The sequence below is a fragment of the Ralstonia sp. Ralssp110 genome, from assembly GCF_047325135.1.
Lineage (GTDB): Bacteria > Pseudomonadota > Gammaproteobacteria > Burkholderiales > Burkholderiaceae > Ralstonia > Ralstonia mojiangensis.
Genome location: NZ_CP168609.1, coordinates 1,380,986 through 1,404,026, shown reverse-complemented (window position 1 = coordinate 1,404,026; position 23,041 = coordinate 1,380,986). Strand labels below are relative to the sequence as shown.

Here is a 23,041-nt window from a genome sequence, read left to right as displayed (position 1 = left end):
CATCGCCGTTCTGCCGCACCGTTGAGAGAGGCACACCATGCACCTGGGGAAATCGTACTCACTGTTCGAGTTCACGCTCTGGTCGAGACGGCAACTCTATGCCTCTCTGGCATGTGGTTCGCTGCCCGTTCTCCTCTACCAGTTCCTCGGGTTGAAATGGCTGTCGATTCCGGTGTCGGTTGTGGTGCTGCTGGGCACGGCCACGTCATTCATCGTCGGTTTCAGGAATGTGCAGACCTACGGCAGAGCCTTGGAAGCACAGCAAATCTGGACGGAAATCCTGAGCCTCAGCCGAGGCCTGGGTGTCATGGCGCGAGACTTTCCGGCAGCGCCAGCCGCCGGGCGAGAACTGGTTCTCCGGCATTGCGCATGGTTGACGGCACTTCGCTATCAATTGAGAAGCCCACGAGTGTGGGAAAACACCGGCAAGGCAGCCAACATGGAGTACCGGAAGTACTACCAGGTGCCCGAGTGGGAAACCTCATTGGAACAGGCGCTTTCACGATATCTGCCGCAAGCCGCTCTCGACTCGGTACTGCATGCCGAGAACAGGACAACCCGGTTGCTCGCGACGCAAGCGGCGGAATTCAAGCGGTTGCTTACCACCGACGAGATCAGCAATGCCTTCTACCTGGAGTTGGGAGGCGTGATACGAAGCCTGTTCGTGCAGCAAGGGCGGGCGGAGCGCGTCAAGGAGTACCCGTATCCCAGGCAATATGAGGTCATCAACAAGCTCTTTGTCAGTACCTTTTGTCTGCTGCTGCCTTTCGGCATTCTGACTGAGTTCGAAAAGCTCAATGCCAGCGTCACAGGTGTCATGCATGGCCACATGATCTGGCTCGTCATTCCCTTCAGCACGATGATCTCGTGGATGTACCTCGCGCTGGAGCAAGTGGGCGAAAGCACGGAGAACCCATTCGAAGGCAACCCGAATGACGTGCCCATGGCTCGGATCTGCAGGAAGATCGAACGCGAACTCATGGACATGCTTGGCGAAAAGAGCGATGTCGTTGAACCGGCAGCAGCGCACGGTATTGTCCTGTAGGCCGCGCAGAGCCATTGCACGGGCCAAAGGCACAGGAAGCTGACTTTTCGCCGCCGTATCTCATTCGGTTCTTGACCGAGCCGTACTCAACCCACCAACGGTGCATGGCGCGCCATCAGCTCATCGACCCACCCCATGAACGCACGCAGCTTTGCGCTGACATGCCGGTTGGGCGGAAACACCAGATACATCGGCATTGGGGTGAGGTGCCAATCAGTGAAAAGCGGCACCAGTTCGCCGCGCCCCACGTGCGGCTCGCCCATGTAGTGCGGCAACCAGATCACGCCCATCCCGGCCACGCCGGCCGCCAGGTAGGCATTGCCGTCATCCAGTGCAACCACATAGCGCGCCCTCACGTTGAAGGTTTCGTTGTCACGCTGCAGCGTGAGCGGCCGGAGCTTGCCGCTGAGCGTGCTCAGAAAACCGACGATGCGGTGGCGCGGGTCTTCCAACTCGCTGGGGTGCAGGGGCGTACCGGCCTGGTCCAGATAGCCCGGTGCCGCATATACGCCAAGCCGCAATGCGCCCACGCGGCGGGCCTGTAGGGAAGAGTCGGCAAGGTCGCCGCCGCGCAGCACGCAATCGACGTTGTCGCCAATCACGTCGACCATGCGGTCGCTCGCGCCAATGTGAAGCTGGATGTCGGGATACCGCGCGTGGAATTCGGGCAAGGCGGGGGCGAGGATCAACCTTGCAAACGGGGTGGGCACATCCACGCGCAGGCGCCCGCGCGGTGCGGCGGATGCGGTGGACAGGCTGGTGTCGGCGTCTTCAAGGTCAGCCAGCAAGCGCACGGCGCGCTCGTAATAGGCAGCGCCATCTTCGGTGACGTTGACCTGCCGCGTGGTGCGGTTCAGCAGCTTGACGCGCAACCGCGCCTCCAATTGCTGAACCAGTTGGGTGACGGTGGTCTTGCTGATCTGGAGGGTCTGCGCGGCCTTGGTAAAGCTGCCGGCCTCGACCACGCGAACGAAGGCCTGCAGTGCATCGAAACGGTCCACGTTGGCTCCTGCCCCGGGAAGATTGTTTGGCAACCACAAACAGTGATTGTAGGCATGGGCGGTTTATTCACGCGGTGGGAATGCTTACAGTGCCCTGGCTGCGCAGCCCAACTAGCCAACGCCCTATTCACCCCTGCAAGGAAGCGATTCATGTCTGCACGCGATGTTGTGTTTCCGGCCGCGCGCCAAGCCCTGTATGAGCAAAACCGCTATTCACCGGCCATCCGCTCCAACGGTTTTCTGTTTGTGTCGGGCCAGGTGGGCAGCCGGCCAGACGGTTCGCCCGAGCCCGATCTTCAGAAGCAGGTCAGGCTGGCTTTCGACAACCTGAACGCGATCCTGTCTGCTGCCGGGTGCACGTTCCAGGACGTGATTGATGTGACGGTCTTTATCGTGAACCCGGAAACGCAGTTCGAGCCCATCTGGAAGGTGGTCGGAGAGCATTGGGGTGAGGCGCCCTACCCCACGCTCACGGGCATTGGCGTGACGTGGCTCTACGGCTTTCAGTTCGAGATCAAGGTGATCGCGAAGCTGCCCGAGCCGGCATGACAGATGCGTCAAAACCTACGAGAAACAGTACCCGCTGCTGCCGGTGGAGTGTGAGAGAGTGCAAGCCACGGCAATGGCATCCACGTCACATCACGGGCACGCGCACGCAGTGGAATGCCTCGACCGCAAATGCCGATGCCCGCCCATTGAGGAGACATGCATGGTCAGCAAGAACACGATCTGTCTGTGGTACGACCGCGATGCGCTGGATGCGGCCAACTTCTACGCCAAGACCTTCCCAGACAGCAAAGTCACCGCCGTGCACCGCGCGCCCGGCAATTACCCCGCCGGCCAGGAAGGCGATGTGCTGACGGTGGAGTTCACCGTGGCGGGCATTCCGTGCCTGGGGCTGAACGGCGGCCCGCAGTTCAAGCACAGCGAGGCATTCTCGTTCCAGATTGCGACCGACGACCAGGCCGAAACCGATCGGCTGTGGAACGCCATCGTCAGCAACGGTGGGCAGGAAAGCGCCTGCGGCTGGTGCAAAGACAAATGGGGGCTGTCGTGGCAGATCACGCCACGCGCGCTCACCGCGGCCTTTACCGACCCGGACCGCGCAGCGGCCAAGCGCGCCTTTGACGCGATGATGACGATGGGCAAGATCGACATCGCCACGATCGAGGCGGCGCGGCGCGGCTAAGTTCACCGGTTGCCGCATCTGCATTGCCGAGCGCCAGCGACTCGGCATTGCAGACCAATGCGTTGATCAGGCCGCGCTGGTTTGGCAAAACCGCGCGGTCACTTCTGCGCCTGCGTGCCGGCCGCCTGGTTCTGGCGCGGATCGTACCCGGTGAAGTACCAATGCCCGTCTGCTCCTAGCTGGAAACTCACCTTCTCGTAGACAACGCGGCCATCGGTCAGCCGCGTCGCGAAGTCGACGTTTGCATACAGCCCATCTGGAACCTCCTTGACCTTCGTATAGGTGAGCCGCGTAACCGAAGCCCAGCCGCGCTCGCTGACAGCCCCCACAGATTTGCGCGCTTGCGTGAGCCCGCTGGCAAAGCGATCCGGCGTGTAGAACCCGCGTACGAAAGGCGCCGTCTGCTGCCAGAGCGCGGTGTAGTCGCCCGCGTCGATGCGCTTGAGCGCGAGCGCAGCGTTGCCGAGCAACTCATCTGCGGAGTCGCCCGCTTCTGCGCCGTGTGCCAGCACGGAAGCGGCGGCAAGGGCGCACGCCGCAACCACCTTGAATGCGCCGTTAAAACGTTTCATCAACCACTCTCCTTCGAATCTGTCTGGTTACTGCGCGGGCTTTGCCGGCGCAAAGGTTTCGCACTGCGGGTCGGCCCATCGCGTCTTGGTCACGCGGTTGTCGTCGTCAAACTGGATCTGGTACTGACACGCGACTGGCTTGTCTGCGCTGCGGAAGTGGAACAGGTAGTTCCACACGCGCACGCGAAACACGCTCTCATGAAAATGCGGCACACCGATCAGGTCATAGACCTGGCCCTTCGTCATGCCGGGCTCGACCATGCGCAGGTGGTCAACGTTGGGGAACGAACCCTCGGGCGTCATCGCCGTGTCCAGTGTTGGAAACGCGGTATCGGTGGGGCCAGGGCCCGCGCATGCCGCAAGGGCGAAGATGCACGAGAGCGTTGCGATGCAGGCTGGGATTGAGCGCTTGTTCATATCAGGAATCCGAAAGTGTCACGTTGCGGTGGTTGCTGTGCTGCGGCTGGCCTCACCACTGATACCCGGCACCAACCACGGCGCCATACGTGCCGCGCGTGTTGGTGGAGACGGCGGCCTTGTAGATCCAGCGGTTGTTTTCCGACACCGTTGAGATACCGAGCGCCTGCCCCGATTGGCCGTTGTAAACACTGCCTGCCACCGCGACCATGCTCTTGCCGGGGCCCGTGGGTTGCGGCAGGCCCGCCATGGCCATGGCCATGGCGGTGCCGCCTTCAGCATCGCGCCGATACGAATCGATGCTGTTGCGCAAGCCCGCGACCTGGTTGTCGGTGTAGTTGTTGGCTTGCGTCACGGCGTTGTTCAGCTGTGACACGTTGACGGCATCGGTGGGTGCCGTGCCGGCGGCCACGTTGATGACCTGCCGCGACAAGGTGGAGGAGCCCACCGAGACGACATCCGTGCGGCCGCCGTCATTGCTGCCTGCGCCAATGGCGGTTGATCCGCTGCCCGTGGCCACTGCGCCGGTACCAACGGCGGTGGTGTTGTTGCCGGTTGCCTGTGAGCTGTTGCCCAGCGCCGTGCTATTGCTGCCCGACGCCACCGAACCCGTGCCCCCCGCCGAGGAGTTCGGCCCCGGCGTGGTCGGCGGCGTGTTGTTGGTGGTGCCGTTGGGCGAGGTCGAGGTGAACGGGCCACCGTTGTTGCTGATGATCGTTGAGAGCTGCTGCTGGACGGCCTGCAACTGCGACACGTTCACCGCATCCGTACCCAGGCGACCGGCAGCCACGCCCGTGATCTGGCGGTTGCCGACGTTCAGCTCACCCGACGACGTTTGCGGCGCCGTCAGCCCGAATGCCATGTAGTTGGTCAACGCGCCCACGGAGGTGAGCGAACCGGCGCCCAGCGCAACGCTGTTGGCAAAGGTGGCGTTGGCGCCAGAGCCCAGGGCCACTGCATCCACCGCGTTGCTCTTCGCACCGGAGCCAATGGCGATGCCACCCGCCAATGCGGCATTTGCGTTGGCACCTTGCGCGATGGACTGCGCACCGTTGGCCGTCGATCCGCTGCCCAACGCAATGGCATCGGCTTGGCCGGAAGTCGATGCCTGGCCAATGGCGATACCGCCAGGCGCGGTTTGCTGGACGATCGCGCCGTTGCCGATGCCGACACCGTTGTCACCGTTGACCACCGTCGTCGGCCCAACGGCCACCGACTGCGAGCCGACTGCGAGCGAATCGGCCGCTGTCGAGTTGGCGTGGAAGTACAGCGTGGGCGTGACCGCGAAGGATTGCAGCGCGCCGGTCAACTGGCGGATCGTTGCTGCATCGTGCTGGCCCGTGCCGTCGGCCACGTTGGTCAACTGGCGGTACGTATTGCCTGCCGCGCTACCAAACGACACGGCGCCCAGCAGTGTCCCGTCGGACGTGTTGAACGGCACGGCCTGACTCCCTGCGGGAATCGACCCGATACCAGAAGCAATGGGGCGGTCAGAGATCGCGCCAGAGCCGATCGCAACACCGCCTGCCACCGACACCGTCGACAGCGAACCGAGCGCGAGCGCGTTGGCCGTTTGCGCCTGCGCGCCATTGCCCGCTGCAAGGCTCGTGGCGCCGGTTGCAACCGCCAGCGGCCCAATGGCCACGCTGTCGGTGCCGGTGGCCTGGCTGTCAGCCGCCGTTGAGTTGGCGTGGAAGTACTTGATGCCGCCGCCGTTCTGGATATTGGTGATCGAGTTGCCCAGGTTCGTGACGTTCTGGTTGGTGGCGAAGAGCTGCGAGCCATTCACCGCATCCGCGCTGGTGGCATTCAACGCGCCCGGTGCAACGTTGGTGATGATGTTCGGGCCCGTGCCGCCGTGGTTGGCACTGAAGGCGCCCGTGCCGCCGTTGGCGGTCGGGTCCCACAGCAGCGCGTCGTTCTTCGTCTGCGTCAGCTCGGTTTGCACCGACTGCAACTGGCTCACGTTCACGGCATCCGTTGCCGCCGAGCCTGCAGCCACGTTGGTGATGCGGCGCTCGTTGCCGGCCGAACCCACCGAGACCTCGCCCACCGGCGAGGTGCCTGCCAGCGCTGCCGTGCCGGGGTTGTACGCGGCGGCGCCCAGGTCGGCGGTGGTGGTGGAATTGGCGCCGAGTGCGACGGAGTTGGCGGCCGTTGCCTGTGCGCCATTGCCCATGGCCACGCTGTTCGCACCGCTGGCCACCGCGAGCGGCCCCACGGCCACGCTGTCCGTGCCGGTGGCCTGGCTATCCGCCGCCGTGGAATTGGCGTGGAAGTACTTGATGCCCCCGCCGTTCTGGATGTTGTTGACCGTGGTGAAGATGCCGTCCACCGCCTGGTTGGTCGCGAAGAGTTGCGAGCCGTTGACGGCATCGGTGCTCGAATTGTTCAGGCGCCCGGCCGCGACGTTCGTGATCTGACGCTCTGCGCCCAACGCACCGACGCTCACAACGCTGGTCGGGTTGGTCCCTGCGAAATTGCGCGTGGCGCCGGCAACCACCGCGCTCGCTGTTGGGTTGGATGCAGCCGTCACAGAGCCGGAGCCGAGTGCAACGTCGCCGGCATTGGTTGCACGTGCAGTCGCACCCAGCGCAAGCGCGTTGGCGGCCTGGGCCTGTGCTCCATTGCCGGTGGCAACGCTGTTCGCCCCACTGGCGACCGCGAGTGGCCCGACGGCGACGCTATCCGTGCCGGTAGCTTGGCTATCTGCCGCCGTGGAGTTGGCGTGGAAGTACTTGATGCCCGCGCCGCTCTGGATGTTGTTGACGGTGGTGGAGATACCGTCCACCGCCTGGTTGGTCGCGAAGAGTTGCGAGCCGTTGACGGCATCGGTGCTCGAATTGCTCAGGCGCCCGGCGGCGACGTTGGTGATCTGGCGTTCTGCGCCGAGCGCGCCGACGCTCACAACGCTGGTCGGGTTGGTACCCGCAAAGTTGCGCGTGGCGCCGGCAACCACCGCGCTCGCTGTCGGGTTGGATGCGGCGGTAACGGAGCCGGAGCCGAGTGCCACATCCCCTGCGTTGGTTGCCCGTGCAGTCGCGCCGAGTGCCAGCGCGCTGGCGGCCTGCGCTTGCGCACCGTTGCCGGCTGCCACGCTGTTCACCCCGGTGGCAACCGCGAGCGGCCCCACGGCCACGCTGTCCGTGCCGGTGGCTTGGCTATCCGCCGCCGTCGAGTTGGCGTGGAAGTATTTGATACCCGCGCCGCTCTGGATGTTGTTGACGGTGGTGGAAACACCATCGATAGCTTGGTTGGTCGCAAAGAGTTGCGAGCCGTTGACGGCATCGGTGCTCGAATTACTCAGGCGCCCGGCCGCGACGTTGGTGATCTGACGCTCTGCGCCGAGCGCACCGACGCTCACGACGCTGGTCGGGGTCGCACCCGCAAAGTTGCGCGTGACACCGGCAACCACCGCGCTCCCTGTCGGGTTGGATGCGGCGGTAACGGAGCCGGAGCCCAGTGCCACATCTCCTGCATTGGTTGCACGTGCAGTGGCGCCGAGTGCCAGCGCGTTGGCGGCCTGCGCCTGGGCTCCGTTACCCGTCGCAACGCTGTTCGCCCCACTGGCGACCGCGAGCGGGCCCACGGCGACGCTGTCCGTGCCGGTGGCCTGACTATCCGCCGCTGTGGAGTTGGCGTGGAAGTACTTGATGCCGGCGCCGTTCTGGATGTTGTTGACCGTGGTGGAGACGCCATTCACCGCTTGGTTGGTCGCAAACAACTGCGAGCCGTTGACCGCGTCGGTCGAGCTGCTGCTAAGCCGTCCGGCTGCGACATTCTGGATCTGCCGCGGCGCGGCAGCCGAGCCCACACTGACGACATCGCCCGCCGCCGGCGCACCGCCCGCGAACGTATAGGTCGTCCCTGCGATCACGGCGTTTGGCGTCTGCACGGCGGCCGACACCGTCGACGCATTACCGAGGACGACCGCGCCGTCCAGACCGCCGGCTACCGTCACGCCGTTGCCCACGACGAACGCGTTGTTCGCATTGATCGTGTTGTTGTTACCGAGCGAATACGAACCCGAGCCCGTGATGGTGCTCGGATCGCCGATGGCGCCTGAGTTCGCACCGCTGACGACGTTGTTTGTGCCGATGCTCACGCTGTTGGTGGCCGTAGCCCGCGCGCCCAGACCCATCGCCACGGCGTTCGTGCCGGAGGCCACCGCGTTGTTTCCGATGGCCGTGCCTGATACACCGGACGCTGTTGCGCCGCTGCCCACGGCAGTTGCGCCGCTTTGCGAAGCCACCGACGCGTTGCCCACCGCCACGCCAAAACCGCCCGCGGCCGTCGACTGAACGCCGATAGCGATCGATCCGGTGGCGGATGCTTTGGCGTTCAGGCCGACCGAGGTGGTGCCGTTTGCTGTCACGCCGATGCCCGCGTTCGTGCCGATCGCGACGTTGTCGTTGCCGGATACCAAGTTACCTGCGGAAGCGGCCAACGTACCGTCATACGTGACCGTGCCGTCGCCCGTGCCAAACGCGACGTTGCGCGTGCCTGTGACGCCAGACCCCGCGCCGCGCATCGCGCTCGCGATACCGCCGCCGACTGCGGTGTTCTGCGCGCCACTCACGAGCGTGCCGGTGGCGATACCGACGGACACCGAGCCGGTGTTGCCCGTGGTCGAGCCCGCGCCGGCGCCCTGACCCGCCGCAACGGTGCCGTCGCCGATGGCGAGCGCCTGTCCGCCGATTGCAAGTGCCGTGTTGCCGCTGGCTTTAGCGCCGTTACCGACAGCGGTGGCAGCGGCATTCGTCGCCTGGGCATTTGCGCCAAGCGCGACGGCGTTGTCTGCGGTTGCCTTTGCCAAAGAACCGACGGCCGTCGCCAAGTTGCCGCTGGCAACGCTTTGGACGCCAATACCAATGCCCGCCGTGCCGCTGGCAGTGACGTCCGTACCGATACCGATCGTCGAATCGGCAGTTGCACCCGTGCCCGGGGCGGTGCGCGCACCCACATTGATGGAATTGGTCCCGGAGGCAACAGCTTGAAAGCCGACTGCTATTGCGTTAAGCCCAGTACTGTTGGCGCCATAACCGACCGCCGTCGCCCCGCCTTGCGTGGCGATCGACATGAAACCGACGCACGTCGTGCTACCGCTGTAAAAGTTGTACGGCGCCGTGGAGCAGTTCACCTGCGCATATGCCTGCCCAGGAAGAACAGAACCCAGGAGCGCCACGGCCGCTGCAACCAAGGTCATCGCGCCGCCGGCCGAGTTATGGCAAGCGCGCCGGACGACCGTGCCGCCCTTTCCTTTTGCCCGGTCCAGCTCCGACGCCGCCACCCAAGCGCCCAGCGCCTCATTCCAAATCGTTTTATATGATTTGTTCATATTGATTCCATCGTGCTCGCCGTGAGCTCAAGAAAAGAAATAGAAAAAACGGGGTGAGCCATCGCGCGGCGCAAACCATAAGGACGAGCGCGCCCTTGGCACCCGCAAGGCAGCGGGTTCCCGATTGATTGGAACTACCAGAAAATCAATGGACGATGACCACGCGGCTTTAAAACGGACGCAGCAACTCAGCGCTCCCTTTGGAAGCGTCTTCAATACAACACGAGTTGGGTGTTGGTCCGCCGAGCCTAACGTTTAGTGGTCAACGGCTTGGCCCGTGAAGGGCACAGGAAATCAGGGAGGATCAAAGGGCCACTTGATAGCGACATGAATGGCGTGGGCTGGGCATGGATCGACACGTCGCAGGTGCCTTGTATTTGCCCAAACGTTTGCCCTGACCGTGTAGCTCGTCGTATTCATTGCTACCGTACCCCCGGCAGTGCGGCTTTCTTATTGACGAAGGAGCGCTATCTCGTGCACAGACCCGTCTTGATGTGCAGGGGCTGAGATAGGCGCAGAGGGAAAAACTTCAAATACCGAAGAAAAATAGTCGAGTTTGAATATTGTGTCTAGATATTTAGTACTAAGAAACGCGGGGTTTTTACAATTCGAACCACCACCCATGCGCATTTCTGCGTATGCGTTGGTTTAGACATACTTAGTCATGCGCCATTGTTAACGTATTGAAATATTCTGCCGATATCGACGACTAAATCCACGCTCACGCAGTGGTTAATATCGACGGTTTCACTTCAAAGAAAACGTTGCGCAAAGAACGAAAAAAAGCGGCTCGCCTCATATCGGGGCGTGCCGCTTTTTTATCGCGCACACATTAGGGGATTTGGACTGCCGCTGCACCGGCGGCGTGCGTTTGATGCATTTGTGCCGTTAGACGAGTGTTTTCACTTTCACTGCGCGGCTGGGCGCGGCATTGATGCACGAAACCGATGCGCAAGCGTGTGATAGAACGACGGCGTCAGCGCCTTGGACACCTGGCTGGACAACAACGCCACCGCCATGAGCGGCAAGACCATCTCGTGGCCGTCGATCATCTCCATCACGATTACAAACGACGTGATGGGCGATTGCGTGACCGCCGCCAGGTAGCCGACCATGCAGAGCGCGGCAAGACTGGGCAGCGGTATCGCCGATGTTACGAGCGACATGACGTTGCCCAGCCCCGCGCCAATTGCCAGCGACGGCGCGAAGATGCCGCCCGGAATACCGGACAGATACGACGCGATCAGCGCGCAAAACTTGAGCACCGCATAGAACGGCGAAAGCGCCTGATGGGTCTCCAGCAAGCCCCGCGCTTCTGCATACCCGCTGCCGAACGTGGTGCCGCCTGAAACCAGGCCAATCAGCGCGATGGCGACACCGCACAGAAAAGCGAACCACACCGGTTGCGCTTGTCGGATATCAACCAGCCGCGCGGGCATCCAGCGGGGTATGTTAAGCAGCAGCCAGCAGAACGCGCCGCCGGCCACGCCCGAGATGACGCTCGCGGCAATCACCACAGGCACCAACGCCAGATGAAACTGCCCAATGGCCTGGATACGCCCGAAGTACAGGTAGTTGCCTTGCAGGCCCAGGGCGACCACGCCGGAAAAAATGATGGCCGTAATGAGCGTGCCGCTGTTGCGGGCCACGAAACTGCGCGTCAGCTCTTCAATGGCAAACACGACGCCTGCCAGCGGCGTATTGAATGCAGCCGCAAGCCCCGCCGCTGCGCCCGCGAGCGCGAGTTGTCGCTCGATGTGCGTGCTGCTTCGACGATAGCCCCGCCGCATGGCGTACATGAGCGATGCCCCGATCTGCACCGTCGGCCCCTCCCGGCCGATCGTGAAGCCACAGAGGATGCCCAGGAACGAGACCACGATCTTGCCGAACATGATGCGCACGGAGAGCAGCGCACTGGATAGCCGCCCGTCTTCCAGCGTCGCAATGACCTGCGGAATGCCACTGCCCTCGGCACCACGAAAAAACTGGCGCGTCAGCCAGATGGCAAGCGCCGCACCAACCGGTGTAATGATGATCGGCAGCCAGAACGCGTGCGACACCATGCCTCGAAAAAGCTCGAAGCCAACATCGATGAGCTTGGCGTAAGCGACGGATACCAGACCCACGAGAACGGCACCAAGCCAGAAGATGCCGTAGTTTGCCCAGAGTCTCCTGGCTCGACGCGCTGATCGATCGGCGATGTGGAGAGGAGAAAACATGGAGGTTTGGGCGTCGAGTCCGTGAAGCGGAGATTATAGGACCCGACGCGAGACGGCCTCCGTGCGGTTACCGCTAACGCCCTGCAATCGACAGCAGCGAATCGAACAAGCTGTTTGCTGCCTGCATCACCTTGGCTGATGCCTGGTAGGCCTGCTGATACCGCATCAGGTTCATTGCTTCTTCATCGAGGCTCACGCCCGACACCGATTGCTGCTGCCGCGTTGAGCCTGCCAGCAGCGCCGTCTGCGAGGTGAGGTTGCCGCTGGCCTGGTGGGTCTGCACGCCCACCTGCGTGACGAGGTTGTTCCATGCCGAGGCCATCGACGTGGTACCGCCATCGAGCAGCGTGGCATTGCGCAGCTTGGCAAATGCGCTGGCGTTGCCGTTGTCGGTGCTGTTGGCAACGTTGGGCGAGAGCTTGAAGGTATCGCCGTTGGCGGGTGTGCCCGTCATCGTCATCTGCACGCCGTTGAACGCGTACGTTGCACCCCGGGCGTAGGGCGCCGTGCCGGTGTACGTAGTCGACGTGCCGTTGACGGTGACAGTCACGCTGCCCGGAAAGCCCGAGAGCGAACCGCCGCTCGCGGCGTTGTAGCTGAGCGTGACGGGTGCTGCGAGCGGCGCACTCGCATAGCCCGCGTTCACGCCCACGGCCGTAACCGCCCCGCTGCCCTTGTTGTTGCTGCCCACGTCTGCCACCACGGGCGATGCGGCGGCAATGGCGCGCGGATCGCTCGTCAGCGTCTTCATGCTCGACGCGGCATCGGCCGTCGGACGCACGAGGAACGAATCACCGTTGTTCATCGTGCCGCTCAGGTTGAGCGTGACGCCATCCACGGTGGTCGGCCAGCTCGTTACCGTGACCGCGCCGCTGCCGTCCGGATAGCGCGACACCGTATAAGCGCCGCCCTGAAACTTCACCTGATAGTCGTAACCCTGCCCCGCATTGGCGTTGGTGATGCTGGCGGTGAGCGCGCCGCTGCCGGTGTTGCTGGTGCTGGGTGCGACGCTGGGTCCGGCCACGGAGAACACATCTGCACCCAGCTTGCCGTTGGCGTCCATGCCAAGCCTGTTCTGTGCATTCACACTGGCCGACACGGCGGCCGCCAGACGCCCCAGGCTGTTCTGCGCAGGGATAAGCGTGTTGCGGCGAAACTCCATCAGGCCACCCAGCGCGCCGCCGCCGAGCTGGCTGTCGTCCATGCTGACCGTGCCGGCAGGGCTCTTGTAGCCCACCGACAGTTGCGTCGGATCATACGGCGACGAGACCGCCGTCAATTCGAAACTCTGGTTGCCCTGCACCAGGGCCTGCCCGTTGCCGACGTAGACGTTGTACTGGCCGTCGCTCGTCTGCACTGCACTGGCCTTGATCGACTTGTTGAGCGTCTGCACAAGCTGGTCGCGCTGGTCACGCAAGTCATTCGCTGGCTGGCCGGTGGCGCTTTCTGCCTTGGCGATCTGCTCGTTGAGTGCGGCGAGCTGTTTGGCTGCGCTGTTGACGGTGCTGATGTGCATCTGCACCTGCGTGTTGACCTGGTTCGTCAGCGCCGTCATCTGCCCCGCCACCGCATTGAAGCGGCTTTGCAGGCCCGAGACGGCGTTCATAAAGACCTGCCGCGCGGTGGTATCCGACGGTTTGGAAGCCAAGCCATCCGCGGCGTTGAAGAAACCCGTGAGCGCTGAACTCAGCCCGCTGTTCGGATCTGCCAGATATTTGTCCAGACCCGTGAGCAGGCTGCTGAGCTGGCTTGCGGCGCTGGTGGCCGCCTGGCCGTTCTGCACCTGCGTGGTCAGAAACTGGTCATAGATACGCTTGACGGTGGCCACGTTGGCGCCCTGGCCCAGAAAGCCGACGCCCGTTTGCAGCGGAATGTTCTGCGCCTGCACCGCTTCCTGGCGCGAGTACCCGGGCGTGTTGGCGTTGGCGATATTGTTGCCCGTCACCTGCAGGTGAATGCCCGCCGTGCGCAAGCCCGATGCGCCAATGTTCAGAAGAGAGGAACTCATATGTGCACCTGCATCACCTCATTACTTGAGTTGCGCAATCTTCTCCAGCATGCGGTCGGCTGTCTGCACGGCCTTGCTGTTGATCTCATACGCGCGCTGCGTCTGGATCATGTTGACCATTTCTTCCACCACGTTCACGTTGGACGTTTCAACGTAGTTCTGATTGAGCGCGCCCACGCCGTTCGAGCCCGGGTTGGCCAGGTTGGCCGTGCCCGACGCTTCGGTTTCGGCGTAGAGGTTTTCGCCCATGCTGCGCAGGCCGGCCGGGTTGATGAAGTTGGCCAGCTGGAACGTGCCCACCTGCGTGTTGTTGACCGTGCCCGGCGTAGTGACCGTCACAACGCCGTCCTTGCCGATGGTCAGGCTGGTGGCGTTCTGCGGCACCGTCACGGCCGGCTGGACCGGGTAGCCGCTCGAGGTCACAAGCTGGCCCTGCGCGTTGATCTGGAAGCTGCCGTCACGCGTATAGGCCAGCGTGCCGTCGGGCATCTGCACCTGGAAGAAGCCGTTGCCGTTGATGGCCACGTCGGTCGAATTTCCGGTTTTGGTCAGGTTGCCCTGCGTGTGCAGACGCTCGGTGGCGACGATGCGCGTGCCGGTGCCGATCTGCATGCCCGAAGGCAGCGTGGTCTGTTGCGACGACTGGGCGCCCGGCTCACGCACGTTCTGATACAGCAAGTCTTCGAACACGGCGCGCGAACGCTTGAAGCCCGTCGTGTTGACGTTCGCCAGGTTGTTGGACACGACGTCCAGCTGTGTTTGCTGGGCGTCCATCCCGGTCTTGGAAATCCACAGGGAGCGGATCAATTGGTGGCCTCGTCAGAGTCAGAATCAGCAACGTGGGCGATCAACGCAGGCTGACCAGCGTCTGCAGGATCGTGTCCTGCGTCTTGATGGTCTGTGCGTTGGCCTGATACGAGCGTTGCGCAACGATCATGTTGACCAGCTCGGCAGACAGATCCACGTTCGACTGCTCCGCAGATTGCGATTGCAACAAGCCGAATGACCCCATGCCCGGCGTACCGAGATTGGCCGCGCCCGAATCGACCGTCTCCACCCACTGGTTACCGCCGATGTTCTGCAGGCCGTCCGGGGCCTTGAAGTTGGCCATCGCAAACTGGCCCAGCACGGCCGTGCGGCCGTTGGAGTAACGCGCCATCACCGTGCCATCGTTGCCCACGGCGTAGCTGGCAAGGCGCCCGGTGGCGTAGCCATCCTGCGAGACGCCCGGCGCAGTGTCGTTATAGCCACCGCCGTATTGCGTGGTGCCAGTCATGTCGATACTGCCGATGCTCATGCCGGCAAACGCCACGTTGACCTTGGCAGGCGTGGAGGTCAATTGCCCGCTGCCGTTGAAGGTGAGCGTACTGATCGGGTTGCCGCCTGTGGGTGCCGCACCATCCACCATGGCGTGAACGTCCCACCCCGTGGCGGTGCGCACGTAGTAATTGGTGAGCGTATGAGCTTTGCCCGTGCCGTCGTACACCTGCTGCGACACCGAGTGGTTGAACGTGGCCGAGTTGGTGGCCGAGAACGGCGTGGTGGCGGGCACCTTGGCACCCGCATCCAGATTGACGCCAAACACGGTGCTGGTGGTGGCCAGCGGCGCCAGATCGTTCACGGGAATCTGCAGGTTGACCAGCGCAGCCGTGTTGACCTTGCCCGTTGCATCCACGCCGTAGCCGGTCAGGTTCTGGCCCGTGGCGGAGACGATGTAGCCGTTCTTGTCGGTATGAAACTGGCCGTTGCGCGTGAATGAAACCTGCCCGCTGCTCGGGTCCACCATGCGGTAAAACCCCGTGCCATTAATAGCGATGTCCAGCGGATTGCCCGTCCGCGTGACATTGCCCTGGGTGAAAGACTGCGACACGCGGGTCACGTTCACGCCCTGCCCGATCTGGTTGTCCGACGCGCCCACCAGCGAGCGTGCATACACGTCGCCAAACACGGTGGTCGCTTTCTTGTAGCCGACGGTGTTGGCATTGGCGATGTTGCTGCCGATGGTGTCTAGCGATTTGGACGCGGCATTCAGGCCGCTCAGCCCTTGTTGGAATCCCATGATGTTCTCGCTTGGAAAGTTGTACCGCCGTTCTGCGGGCCAGCCAGTTGAAACGGCCTGCTTGCGTTAAAGACTTCGGAGTCGACCTCACGGCATCGCCATCCGCTCATCGACCATGATGTTTTCGTCTTTAACCTGCGTGTTGCTTTTCCCTTGCGAACACCTTATTCAGCCTGTTTTTAAAGCGTTTTCTTACGATTCTTACGAGATTCTGATGTCGAAACTTTGAATTAAAAGGCTAAAAGCACCGCATCATTTTGAATTGAATCTGGGTGTTTCATGATGCATGGTCAGACAGGCTCGCCAAACCAGCGCATGGCGGCTTGAGCCAACTCCGCCTGGCTCACTGCTCCCTCGGCCGCCCACGCGACGATGCCGTCTGGTCGCACCAGCACAGCGCTCAGGCCCTGCGCGTCGGTTGCGTCGCCAGCGACATAGACGAGGCGATCATTCCACCCGTCTGCCAGCGTTTGCAGCGACGCGCATGCGGTGAAGTCCAGCAACAGGCCTCTGCCATTGCGCAGGCGCTCGCCAAGGCGGGTGCCGTCGGCCAGCGCAAAGTCGGGCGCGCTGCGGCCAGCCAGCGGGTGGCCGTCGCCCAGGTCATAACGCAGCGAGAGACCCCAGACGCGGCTTGCAAAATAGGTCGCCCCGTCGCGCGTCTCGATCAGGTCTCGGATGATCGCTGCGAGCGCGCGCGTGCTGGGGCTTGGCCGCATGAGCGCAACCTGCGCGCGCGACCAATCGAGAATCTGCGCGCCCACGGGGTGCCGTTCCAACGTGTAGCTGTCGAGCAAGCCGTCGGGCGCGTCGCCACGAATGGTGGCAGCGAGCTTCCACCCAAGATTCATGGCATCGCCCAGGCCGAGGTTCAGCCCCTGGCCACCCAGCGGTGAATGCGTGTGCGCTGCATCGCCAGCGAGCAGCACGCGCCCGTTGCGGTAGCTGGTCGCTTGAAACGCGCGGTCCGTCCAGGTGGTCACAAGCTTGAGCGCCGCGACGGTGACATCCGCGCCGGAAACCCGCCGTAACACCGCTTGCACGTGTTCCAGCGTGACCGGCTGCGTGCGATGAAACGCGCCGCCATCAAAGTCGACCATGGCGATGGTGCCGGGCGGTTGGTAAGTGAACATGCCGGTCGGCGTGTAGTGACGGCCGGGTGCGAGCGTATGCGGCGCTGCCAGTTCAACTTCAGCGGAATAACCGGTGAACTCCGGGTCCGTGCCGGCAAATTCGAAACCACCCGCTTTGCGTACCGTGCTGCGGCCGCCATCGCATCCGACCAGCCAGCGTGCACGGCAGGTCTCACCGCCCGCATGGATGGTCACAGCGTCGCCGGTCTGCTCGAAGCCGGTCACACCGGCGCCACGCCGGATCTCTGCGCCCATTGCGTTGGCGCGCGCGGCCAGCACGGATTCGATGTGTGCCATGTCGCTGGCCATATGGGTGTCGGCCGGACTTGGTAAGCGATACGGCCAGCGCGCGCTATCGATATCGATCTTGTCGTGGAAAAACTGGATGCCCGCAAAGTGGCCGCCTGGGCGGCGCTGGTGTTGCATCCAATGCGCGGTCGACGCGTTGCGGCGGCTATGCGCATCTTGCGCGCGAGGCTGCGCCGCAATGTCGGCCAGCAAACCGCGACGGTAGAACGCTTCGATGGAGGGAGATGACAGCCCGCGCATCCCGAACGGGAGCTGCTTCAAGGGTGAGTGCGGGGTTTCGGCTTGCTCAAGCACCAGCACCGAGAGACGGGCGAGGCGCAGCTCGCAGGCGAGGAACAAACCAACCGGGCCGGCACCGGCAATGACAACGTCGTAGACAGTTGCGTCGTGCATGAACTACTCCTGTGTGGTCGTTCGACCGGAGCGGCTCGTCGTGTCTCCATCTAGAACCGCACGGACGAACAATGGCGCCGGAATGGCGTCCGATGTTCGTCGGGGGACTAGTGCACGCGGCACGGCCAGAGCTTCCGCTGCGCGCAATGCAAGTGCAGGGAAGGACTTGGGCTTACCAAACCAAGTCTGCCTTTTTCGACAAGGTCGTAATGTAGCGCTGCGGCTGGCGGGCAGCAATGGGAGGCACGCTCGGCTGTGCCCAATTGACACAGGTGCGCATGATAGAGTCGACCGCCATCCCGTCCCTGATCGTGTAGCCCTATGTCGACATTCGCGCTTGTCCCCAAGCAAACGGCGTTGTTGGTCATGCACTACCAGACCGACATCATGGCGTTGTTTCCATCGGTCGCGCCCACGCTGCTCTCCAACACCCGCACGCTGTGCGACGCTGCGCGAGCCAAGGGCGTCAGCGTCTATTTTGCGAAGTTCCACTTCAGCCCCGGCTATCCGGAAGTCAGCCCGTTGAACAAGAACGGGCAAGGCGTCAAGCAACTGGGGCTGTTCGTTGAAGATCGCATCTCGCCGGAACTCGGCCGGCAGCCTGATGAGCCGGTCATCATCGCGCACCGCGCCAGCGTGTTCTACGGCACCGATCTGCAGGTGCGGTTATCCGCCAGGGGCATCGATACCTTGATCATGGTGGGCGTTGCGTCGACGGGCGTGATGCTGTCGTCCATTGCTCACGCGAGCGATGCGGACTACCGCCTGTTCACCGTGAAGGATTGCTGCTACGACCCGGATCCGATCGTGCATGACCATCTTTTTGCGACGGCGTTTGAATCGCGCACGACGGTGCTTTCGCTGGCAGATGCGTTGTCGCTGCTGGAGTAATCACAGCGTTTTTTAGCGTGCCTCAGGTGCTGACCACCTTGTTCTTGCCGGCGCGCTTGGCCTGATACATGCCGCGGTCGGCGCGGTGGATGGCCGCCATGGGTGGTTCGTCCTTGCCGACTTCCGCCACGCCGGCAGAGAAGGTGATGAACAGCCGCGTGTCACCCGCCGCAAAGAAGCGCTGCGTGAGCGCCCGCTGCAGACGGACGATGGTCTGCACGCCCTCTTCCAGCGGCGTGTCCGGCATCAGGATCACGAACTCCTCGCCGCCAAATCGGGCGAGCGTGTCTTGCGGGCGCATCGACTCGCGGGCCACCTGGGCCAGGTGCGACAGCGCATCGTCGCCAAAGCTGTGGCCGTGCGTGTCGTTGATCGACTTGAAGTCGTCGATGTCGAGAAACGCAATGGAGAGTGTGGTGTTCTGGCGCGCGGCCCGGGCAACTTCGCGCTCCAGCGCCTCTTCCAGACCTTTGCGGTTGAGCGCGCCGGTCAGCAGGTCGTGGCGCGCTGAAGCCGATGCCATGTCGAGCGCCTTGCGCAGTTGCGCCACCTCGGCGGCGGCCTCTTCGGCCTTGACCTTCATCGCCGACAGCACATCGCGATTGCGAGCCGACTCCACCGACATCCAGCGGGTGGCCGACAGCGCATCCTGAATGGCCGGCGCGATCTCTGCGATGCTGTTGGCCGATTCGATCTTCTTGGCGCAGGCTTCCATCTGGCGGTGGTGCTCGCCCGAGGTTTCGGCGGCGGCCGACAGGCGCTCCATGAAGGCGGCCAGCAGCCGCTTCATTTCTTCCTGGGCTTCGATCGATTTCGACTTCAGCGAGCTTTGCTTCTGGATCACCTCCATGAGGCGGCGCCGCAGGTCATCCAGCCGGCGCAGGCTCACGGGGGCTTCGCTGGCTTTCATCAGGGCTTCGATCTGGCCGCGCAGCCAGCGGTCGTCCAATGACAGCTCGCCGATGTTCTCGAACACCAGTTGCAGCAGGCCCAGCAACGCCCGACGGATCTCGCTCTGGTCTTCGGCCGCGAGCGACAGCCGGTGGTTGAACGTCGAGAGCTTGGCGGTCAGGTTGGCCAGGCTTTCGAATTCGGAGCGGCAGGCCCGGATCAGCGCCCAGGCGGCGGGGCCGATGCTGGCATCGTCTTCACCGAGCACCGGAAGGCAACATTCCACCGTGCGCGCGAGCTGTTCGCACAACTCCCGTACCAGCGCCATTCGTTCGGCGTCCGAGGCGTCTCCGTTTGGCTTGCTGCCGGCGATCTCGTAATAGATCGAGGCAAAGTTGTCTGGCGTGGGCGCCAACCTGCGTGAGGCCAGCAGCCTGAGGGCATGCCGGGCAGTCTCCGAGGGATTGTTTTCTGTCATTCCGAACTACAGGTTGGCGAGCAGGGTTGGAGCGCGATTCTCCACGGTTCCGGCCCGACCGAAAAGCCGTCCAAAGGGTTATGTGGGCTTTGCGCTGCACGGCTAAAGCTCGCCAAATTGGGTGTCGCGGCAAGCATCTACGCGAAGAGCGTGATCCCGTTTGGCAGGATCGCCACGCACGGCGTTTAGTCACCCGGGCGTGCGCCGCCAGCAATGATGCCCTGCGCCCCGCGCCGCCATCAAAGCGTCTGGATATGCCTCAGGAATGCGGGGGATTTATCTCGTGCGCCGTAGAACCGGATGACGCCCGACACGTCGCCGTACCGCCGTATCAGGCCTTCTGCAGCAGCACGAACGCGTCGAACCTCTGGCACCTTGTTCAGAAAGCGCTCCACCAGCGTCGGGTCAAAGTATTGGCCGCTTCGGTCTGCCAGCGCATCGAGTGCGTCGTCTTCCGGCATCGCTCGGCGGTAGACGCGCGGCTCCAGCATGGCGTCGAACGCGTCTGCGATGGCCACGATGCGGGCGGCAAGCGGGACATCTTCGCCCGCAAGGCCGGCGGGATACCCGCTGCCGTCAAAGTGCTCGTGGTGATGGCGCGCAACGCTCGCCGCCATTTGCAGGATCGGGTCGGGCGTTCCGGCAAGCAGGTCGGCACCGATGTCCGAGTGCCGTTGCATGATCTCGTGCTCTGCATCGGTCAGGGATGCGGGCTTGAGCAGCACGTCATCCGGAATGCCCAACTTGCCGATGTCGTGCACGGGAGCCACAAGGTAGATGTGCCGCTGCTCGACGTCGTCGAGCTCCAAAACGTTTGCCAGATACGCCGCAACAGCGGCCGTCCGGAGCAGATGGCCCAGAGCCGACGGATAGCGCGACCCGCCAGCAAGCGTCAGGCTGGCGAGGATGATGTGGGGGCGGCTTTGTTGTGCCATGGTGTTGACTTTCTTGGTAGCGCGCTGGTCGGCGCGCGGTGAGGCCCGATGGAGCATTGCACGATAGTCAGGGCGCCAGTCGACCGCAACCACCCACCCCGGACATTTTTGATCTACCCCATCTGCAACCGCCGCCACAACGTCGTCTTGCTGATGCCCAATGCTGCACATACGGCGTCGCGATCGCCGCCGTGGGCCGCCAGCGCCACGCGTATCTCTTCGGCTTCCACGCCCCGGCTGCGCTCGCGCAGCGTCAATGCCGCCGGCTTGCCTGGCGTGGCGTGGGAAAACACTTCCGGCGCAATCAGCCGCAACACGTCGTGTGTGACGGCGCTGGCGTCTTCGGTGTATGCCAGCTCCACGGCGATCCGTTCGACCACGCTCTGCAATTCGCGCACGTTGCCGGCCCAGGCGTAGCGCCGCAGCGGCTCGGCAACGCCGGCCAGCACGCGGGCTGCCTCCTCGGTATCAGCAATGCGCAGCAGCAGGCGCGGTTCGCGGCGCGCGGCTTGCACGAGCAGTTCAGCGGCCAGGGGCATCACATCGTCGGGCCGTTCGCGCAGCGGGGGCAGCGCAATGCTGAGGATGTTGAGTCGGTAGTAAAGGTCTGCGCGGAAAGTGCCGCCCTCTACCGCGTCCGTCAGCGCGCGGTGCGTGGCGGCCATCACGCGGATGTCGACGCGTGTGGGCTCCGTGGAGCCCAGTCGCACCACCTCGCGCTCCTGCAGCACGCGCAGCAAGCGGCTTTGCAGCGGCAGCGGCATCTCGCCGATTTCATCGAGGAACAGCGTGCCGCGGTGCGCGGCTTCAATCAGCCCGGTCTTGCCGCCCTTGCGCGCGCCCGTGAAAGCGCCCTCCTCGTAGCCGAACAGTTCACTCTCCAGCAGCGCCTCGGGAAATGCGCCGCAGTTGATGGCGACAAATGGAAAATCGCGCCGCGCGCTGAGCTGATGCATGCCCTGCGCGACCATCTCCTTGCCCGTGCCGGATTCGCCCAACACGAGCACGGTGGCGTCGGATTTGGCATAGCGACGCACCAGCGTGCGCACGCGCTCCATCGGCAGCGACTCGCCCACGAGGTCTTCCAGCCGGTAGCGCGCGCTGAACTGCTGCGGGCGCTGGCGTGAGCGCAACGTGCGGTCCAGCCGCTCCACCGCGCGGGATTCCTGGAAGGTGAAGACCGTGCCTTCGGCGGCGCCCGCGCCGGCGCTCGCCAGAGGACCGCGGTGGATGACGTAGTTCACGCCCCGCACCGTGCCCAGCGTGTCGCCATCACTATCGGGCAGCAGGCCCAGCAGGTTGGGGGCGATGCTGAGCAGCGGTTGCCCGATGGCCTGCTTGGCCTCGATGCCCAACGCCGTGGCCAGCCGCTGGTTGATGGCCTCCACGCGGCCCTGCGCATCCAGCGCGACCACACCGTCACGCAAATGCTGCAACAGGTTGTCCAGCCGCTGGCGGCGCAGCGTTTCGCGGCGCGTGGCCTGCACGACTTCCAGCGCGGTATCGAACGCGGCACGCACGGAGTCACGCGAATACAGGAACACGGCGTTCATGCCCGCCTGCGTTGCCAGGTCCGTCACCAGGCCGGGGCCGACCACCACGCCAACGCCACGGTCGCGCAGGTCCAGCACGCAGCTCTCCGCGCCCTGGCGCGAGGTGTACGAAGCAAACACCACATCCATGCCATAGGCGGCGACAAAGCGGCGCACTTCCTCGGGCGTGTCGCCGTGGGTGACGAGCGCCACCGATTCCGCATCGCGCCGGGCGCGGGCCAGCGCGTGCATCACGTCAAAACCCGTCGGATTGATGACGACCACGGGCAGCGACAAGCGCGGTTTGAGATACGCGCCGTTGGACCCGCCCGCCACCACCACGTCGGGTCGCTCGGTGCCTGCGGCCTCGATCTCGCGCACGATGTCTTCAAAGCCGCGCGTGATGACCCGCAGCTCGGCGCGGTCGTTGTACTCGGCAGCAATGTCGAGGAAGAGATCGCTCAAGCGGCTGATGCCGCAGGCCCAGATGCGGGGGCGGTCGGCTGGGTCGGTTGCAGTGGGGCTCATGGTGCGGTGCGGCCAGGAAAACAGCAGTCTCGACATTATGCGCCGAGCGTTTCCATATTGAAATTGCAAATTTCATTTCTGAAACAGAGTGCACGCGGACGGC

General features: G+C 63.7%; 16 protein-coding genes. 4 read left to right on the top strand and 12 right to left on the bottom strand.

What is annotated here, in order from left to right; all coding sequences use genetic code 11:
* The first annotated feature begins 37 nt into the window (after positions 1-37).
* On the top strand, positions 38-1,045 hold the full coding sequence (locus tag ACEN9T_RS06890; RefSeq protein WP_092974733.1) for a bestrophin family protein: 1,008 nt from the start codon (positions 38-40) through the stop codon (positions 1,043-1,045).
* 86 nt (positions 1,046-1,131) lie between these two features.
* Here the strand turns inward: ACEN9T_RS06890 and ACEN9T_RS06885 are convergent, their stop codons facing one another.
* Positions 1,132-2,046 (bottom strand): LysR family transcriptional regulator, encoded by a 915-nt coding sequence (locus ACEN9T_RS06885; protein WP_092974730.1) that lies wholly within the window; start codon positions 2,044-2,046, stop codon positions 1,132-1,134.
* 150 nt (positions 2,047-2,196) lie between these two features.
* Here ACEN9T_RS06885 and ACEN9T_RS06880 point away from each other — a divergent pair, with 150 nt between their 5' ends.
* On the top strand, positions 2,197-2,595 hold the full coding sequence (locus tag ACEN9T_RS06880; RefSeq protein ID WP_027679525.1) for a RidA family protein: 399 nt from the start codon (positions 2,197-2,199) through the stop codon (positions 2,593-2,595).
* A gap of 160 nt (positions 2,596-2,755) precedes the next feature.
* Positions 2,756-3,235: a VOC family protein gene (locus ACEN9T_RS06875; RefSeq protein ID WP_092974727.1), complete on the top strand. Its 480-nt coding sequence runs from the start codon at positions 2,756-2,758 to the stop codon at positions 3,233-3,235.
* A gap of 98 nt (positions 3,236-3,333) precedes the next feature.
* On the opposite strand, the gene ACEN9T_RS06870 is transcribed toward ACEN9T_RS06875, so the two are convergent.
* The 8 genes from ACEN9T_RS06870 to ACEN9T_RS06835 all read right to left on the bottom strand — a co-directional run bounded on the left by ACEN9T_RS06870 (position 3,334) and on the right by ACEN9T_RS06835 (position 17,683).
* Positions 3,334-3,807 carry a DUF4019 domain-containing protein gene (locus ACEN9T_RS06870; protein ID WP_413705885.1) on the bottom strand — a complete coding sequence of 158 codons (474 nt, stop codon included), beginning with the start codon at positions 3,805-3,807 and terminating at the stop codon, positions 3,334-3,336.
* Positions 3,808-3,834: 27 nt separating this feature from the next.
* Positions 3,835-4,224: an outer membrane protein assembly factor BamE gene (locus tag ACEN9T_RS06865; RefSeq protein ID WP_092974721.1), complete on the bottom strand. Its 390-nt coding sequence runs from the start codon at positions 4,222-4,224 to the stop codon at positions 3,835-3,837.
* A gap of 52 nt (positions 4,225-4,276) precedes the next feature.
* Entirely contained in the window at positions 4,277-9,562 is a 5,286-nt protein-coding gene (locus ACEN9T_RS06860) for a YadA-like family protein (RefSeq protein WP_413705884.1), read from the bottom strand.
* A 908-nt stretch (positions 9,563-10,470) separates the two neighbouring features.
* A complete protein-coding gene (locus ACEN9T_RS06855; protein WP_413705883.1) occupies positions 10,471-11,781 on the bottom strand; it encodes a chloride channel protein in 1,311 nt (436 codons plus the stop codon).
* 73 nt (positions 11,782-11,854) lie between these two features.
* Positions 11,855-13,789 carry a flagellar hook-associated protein FlgK gene (gene flgK, locus ACEN9T_RS06850; protein ID WP_413705882.1) on the bottom strand — a complete coding sequence of 645 codons (1,935 nt, stop codon included), beginning with the start codon at positions 13,787-13,789 and terminating at the stop codon, positions 11,855-11,857.
* 21 nt (positions 13,790-13,810) lie between these two features.
* Positions 13,811-14,596 (bottom strand): flagellar basal-body rod protein FlgG, encoded by a 786-nt coding sequence (flgG, locus tag ACEN9T_RS06845; protein WP_413705881.1) that lies wholly within the window; start codon positions 14,594-14,596, stop codon positions 13,811-13,813.
* A gap of 40 nt (positions 14,597-14,636) precedes the next feature.
* A complete protein-coding gene (gene flgE, locus ACEN9T_RS06840; protein WP_413705880.1) occupies positions 14,637-15,848 on the bottom strand; it encodes a flagellar hook protein FlgE in 1,212 nt (403 codons plus the stop codon).
* 290 nt (positions 15,849-16,138) lie between these two features.
* Positions 16,139-17,683, bottom strand: a complete 1,545-nt coding sequence (locus ACEN9T_RS06835; RefSeq protein WP_413705879.1) for an FAD-dependent oxidoreductase — start codon at positions 17,681-17,683, stop codon at positions 16,139-16,141.
* 321 nt (positions 17,684-18,004) lie between these two features.
* Between ACEN9T_RS06835 and ACEN9T_RS06830 the strand changes: the two genes are divergently transcribed.
* Positions 18,005-18,574, top strand: a complete 570-nt coding sequence (locus tag ACEN9T_RS06830; protein ID WP_413705878.1) for an isochorismatase family cysteine hydrolase — start codon at positions 18,005-18,007, stop codon at positions 18,572-18,574.
* 22 nt (positions 18,575-18,596) lie between these two features.
* Here ACEN9T_RS06830 and ACEN9T_RS06825 read toward each other — a convergent pair whose 3' ends face one another.
* The 3 genes from ACEN9T_RS06825 to prpR form a co-directional block, all read right to left on the bottom strand.
* Positions 18,597-19,943, bottom strand: a complete 1,347-nt coding sequence (locus tag ACEN9T_RS06825) for a GGDEF domain-containing protein (protein WP_092974697.1) — start codon at positions 19,941-19,943, stop codon at positions 18,597-18,599.
* A 239-nt stretch (positions 19,944-20,182) separates the two neighbouring features.
* Complete coding sequence (locus tag ACEN9T_RS06820) at positions 20,183-20,878, bottom strand: HD-GYP domain-containing protein (RefSeq protein ID WP_092975067.1); 696 nt, start codon at positions 20,876-20,878, stop codon at positions 20,183-20,185.
* Positions 20,879-20,991: 113 nt separating this feature from the next.
* The gene (gene prpR, locus ACEN9T_RS06815; protein WP_413705877.1) at positions 20,992-22,938 is read right to left on the bottom strand and encodes a propionate catabolism operon regulatory protein PrpR; all 1,947 of its coding nucleotides are present in this window, start codon (positions 22,936-22,938) and stop codon (positions 20,992-20,994) included.
* Between the last annotated feature and the right edge of the window lie 103 nt (positions 22,939-23,041).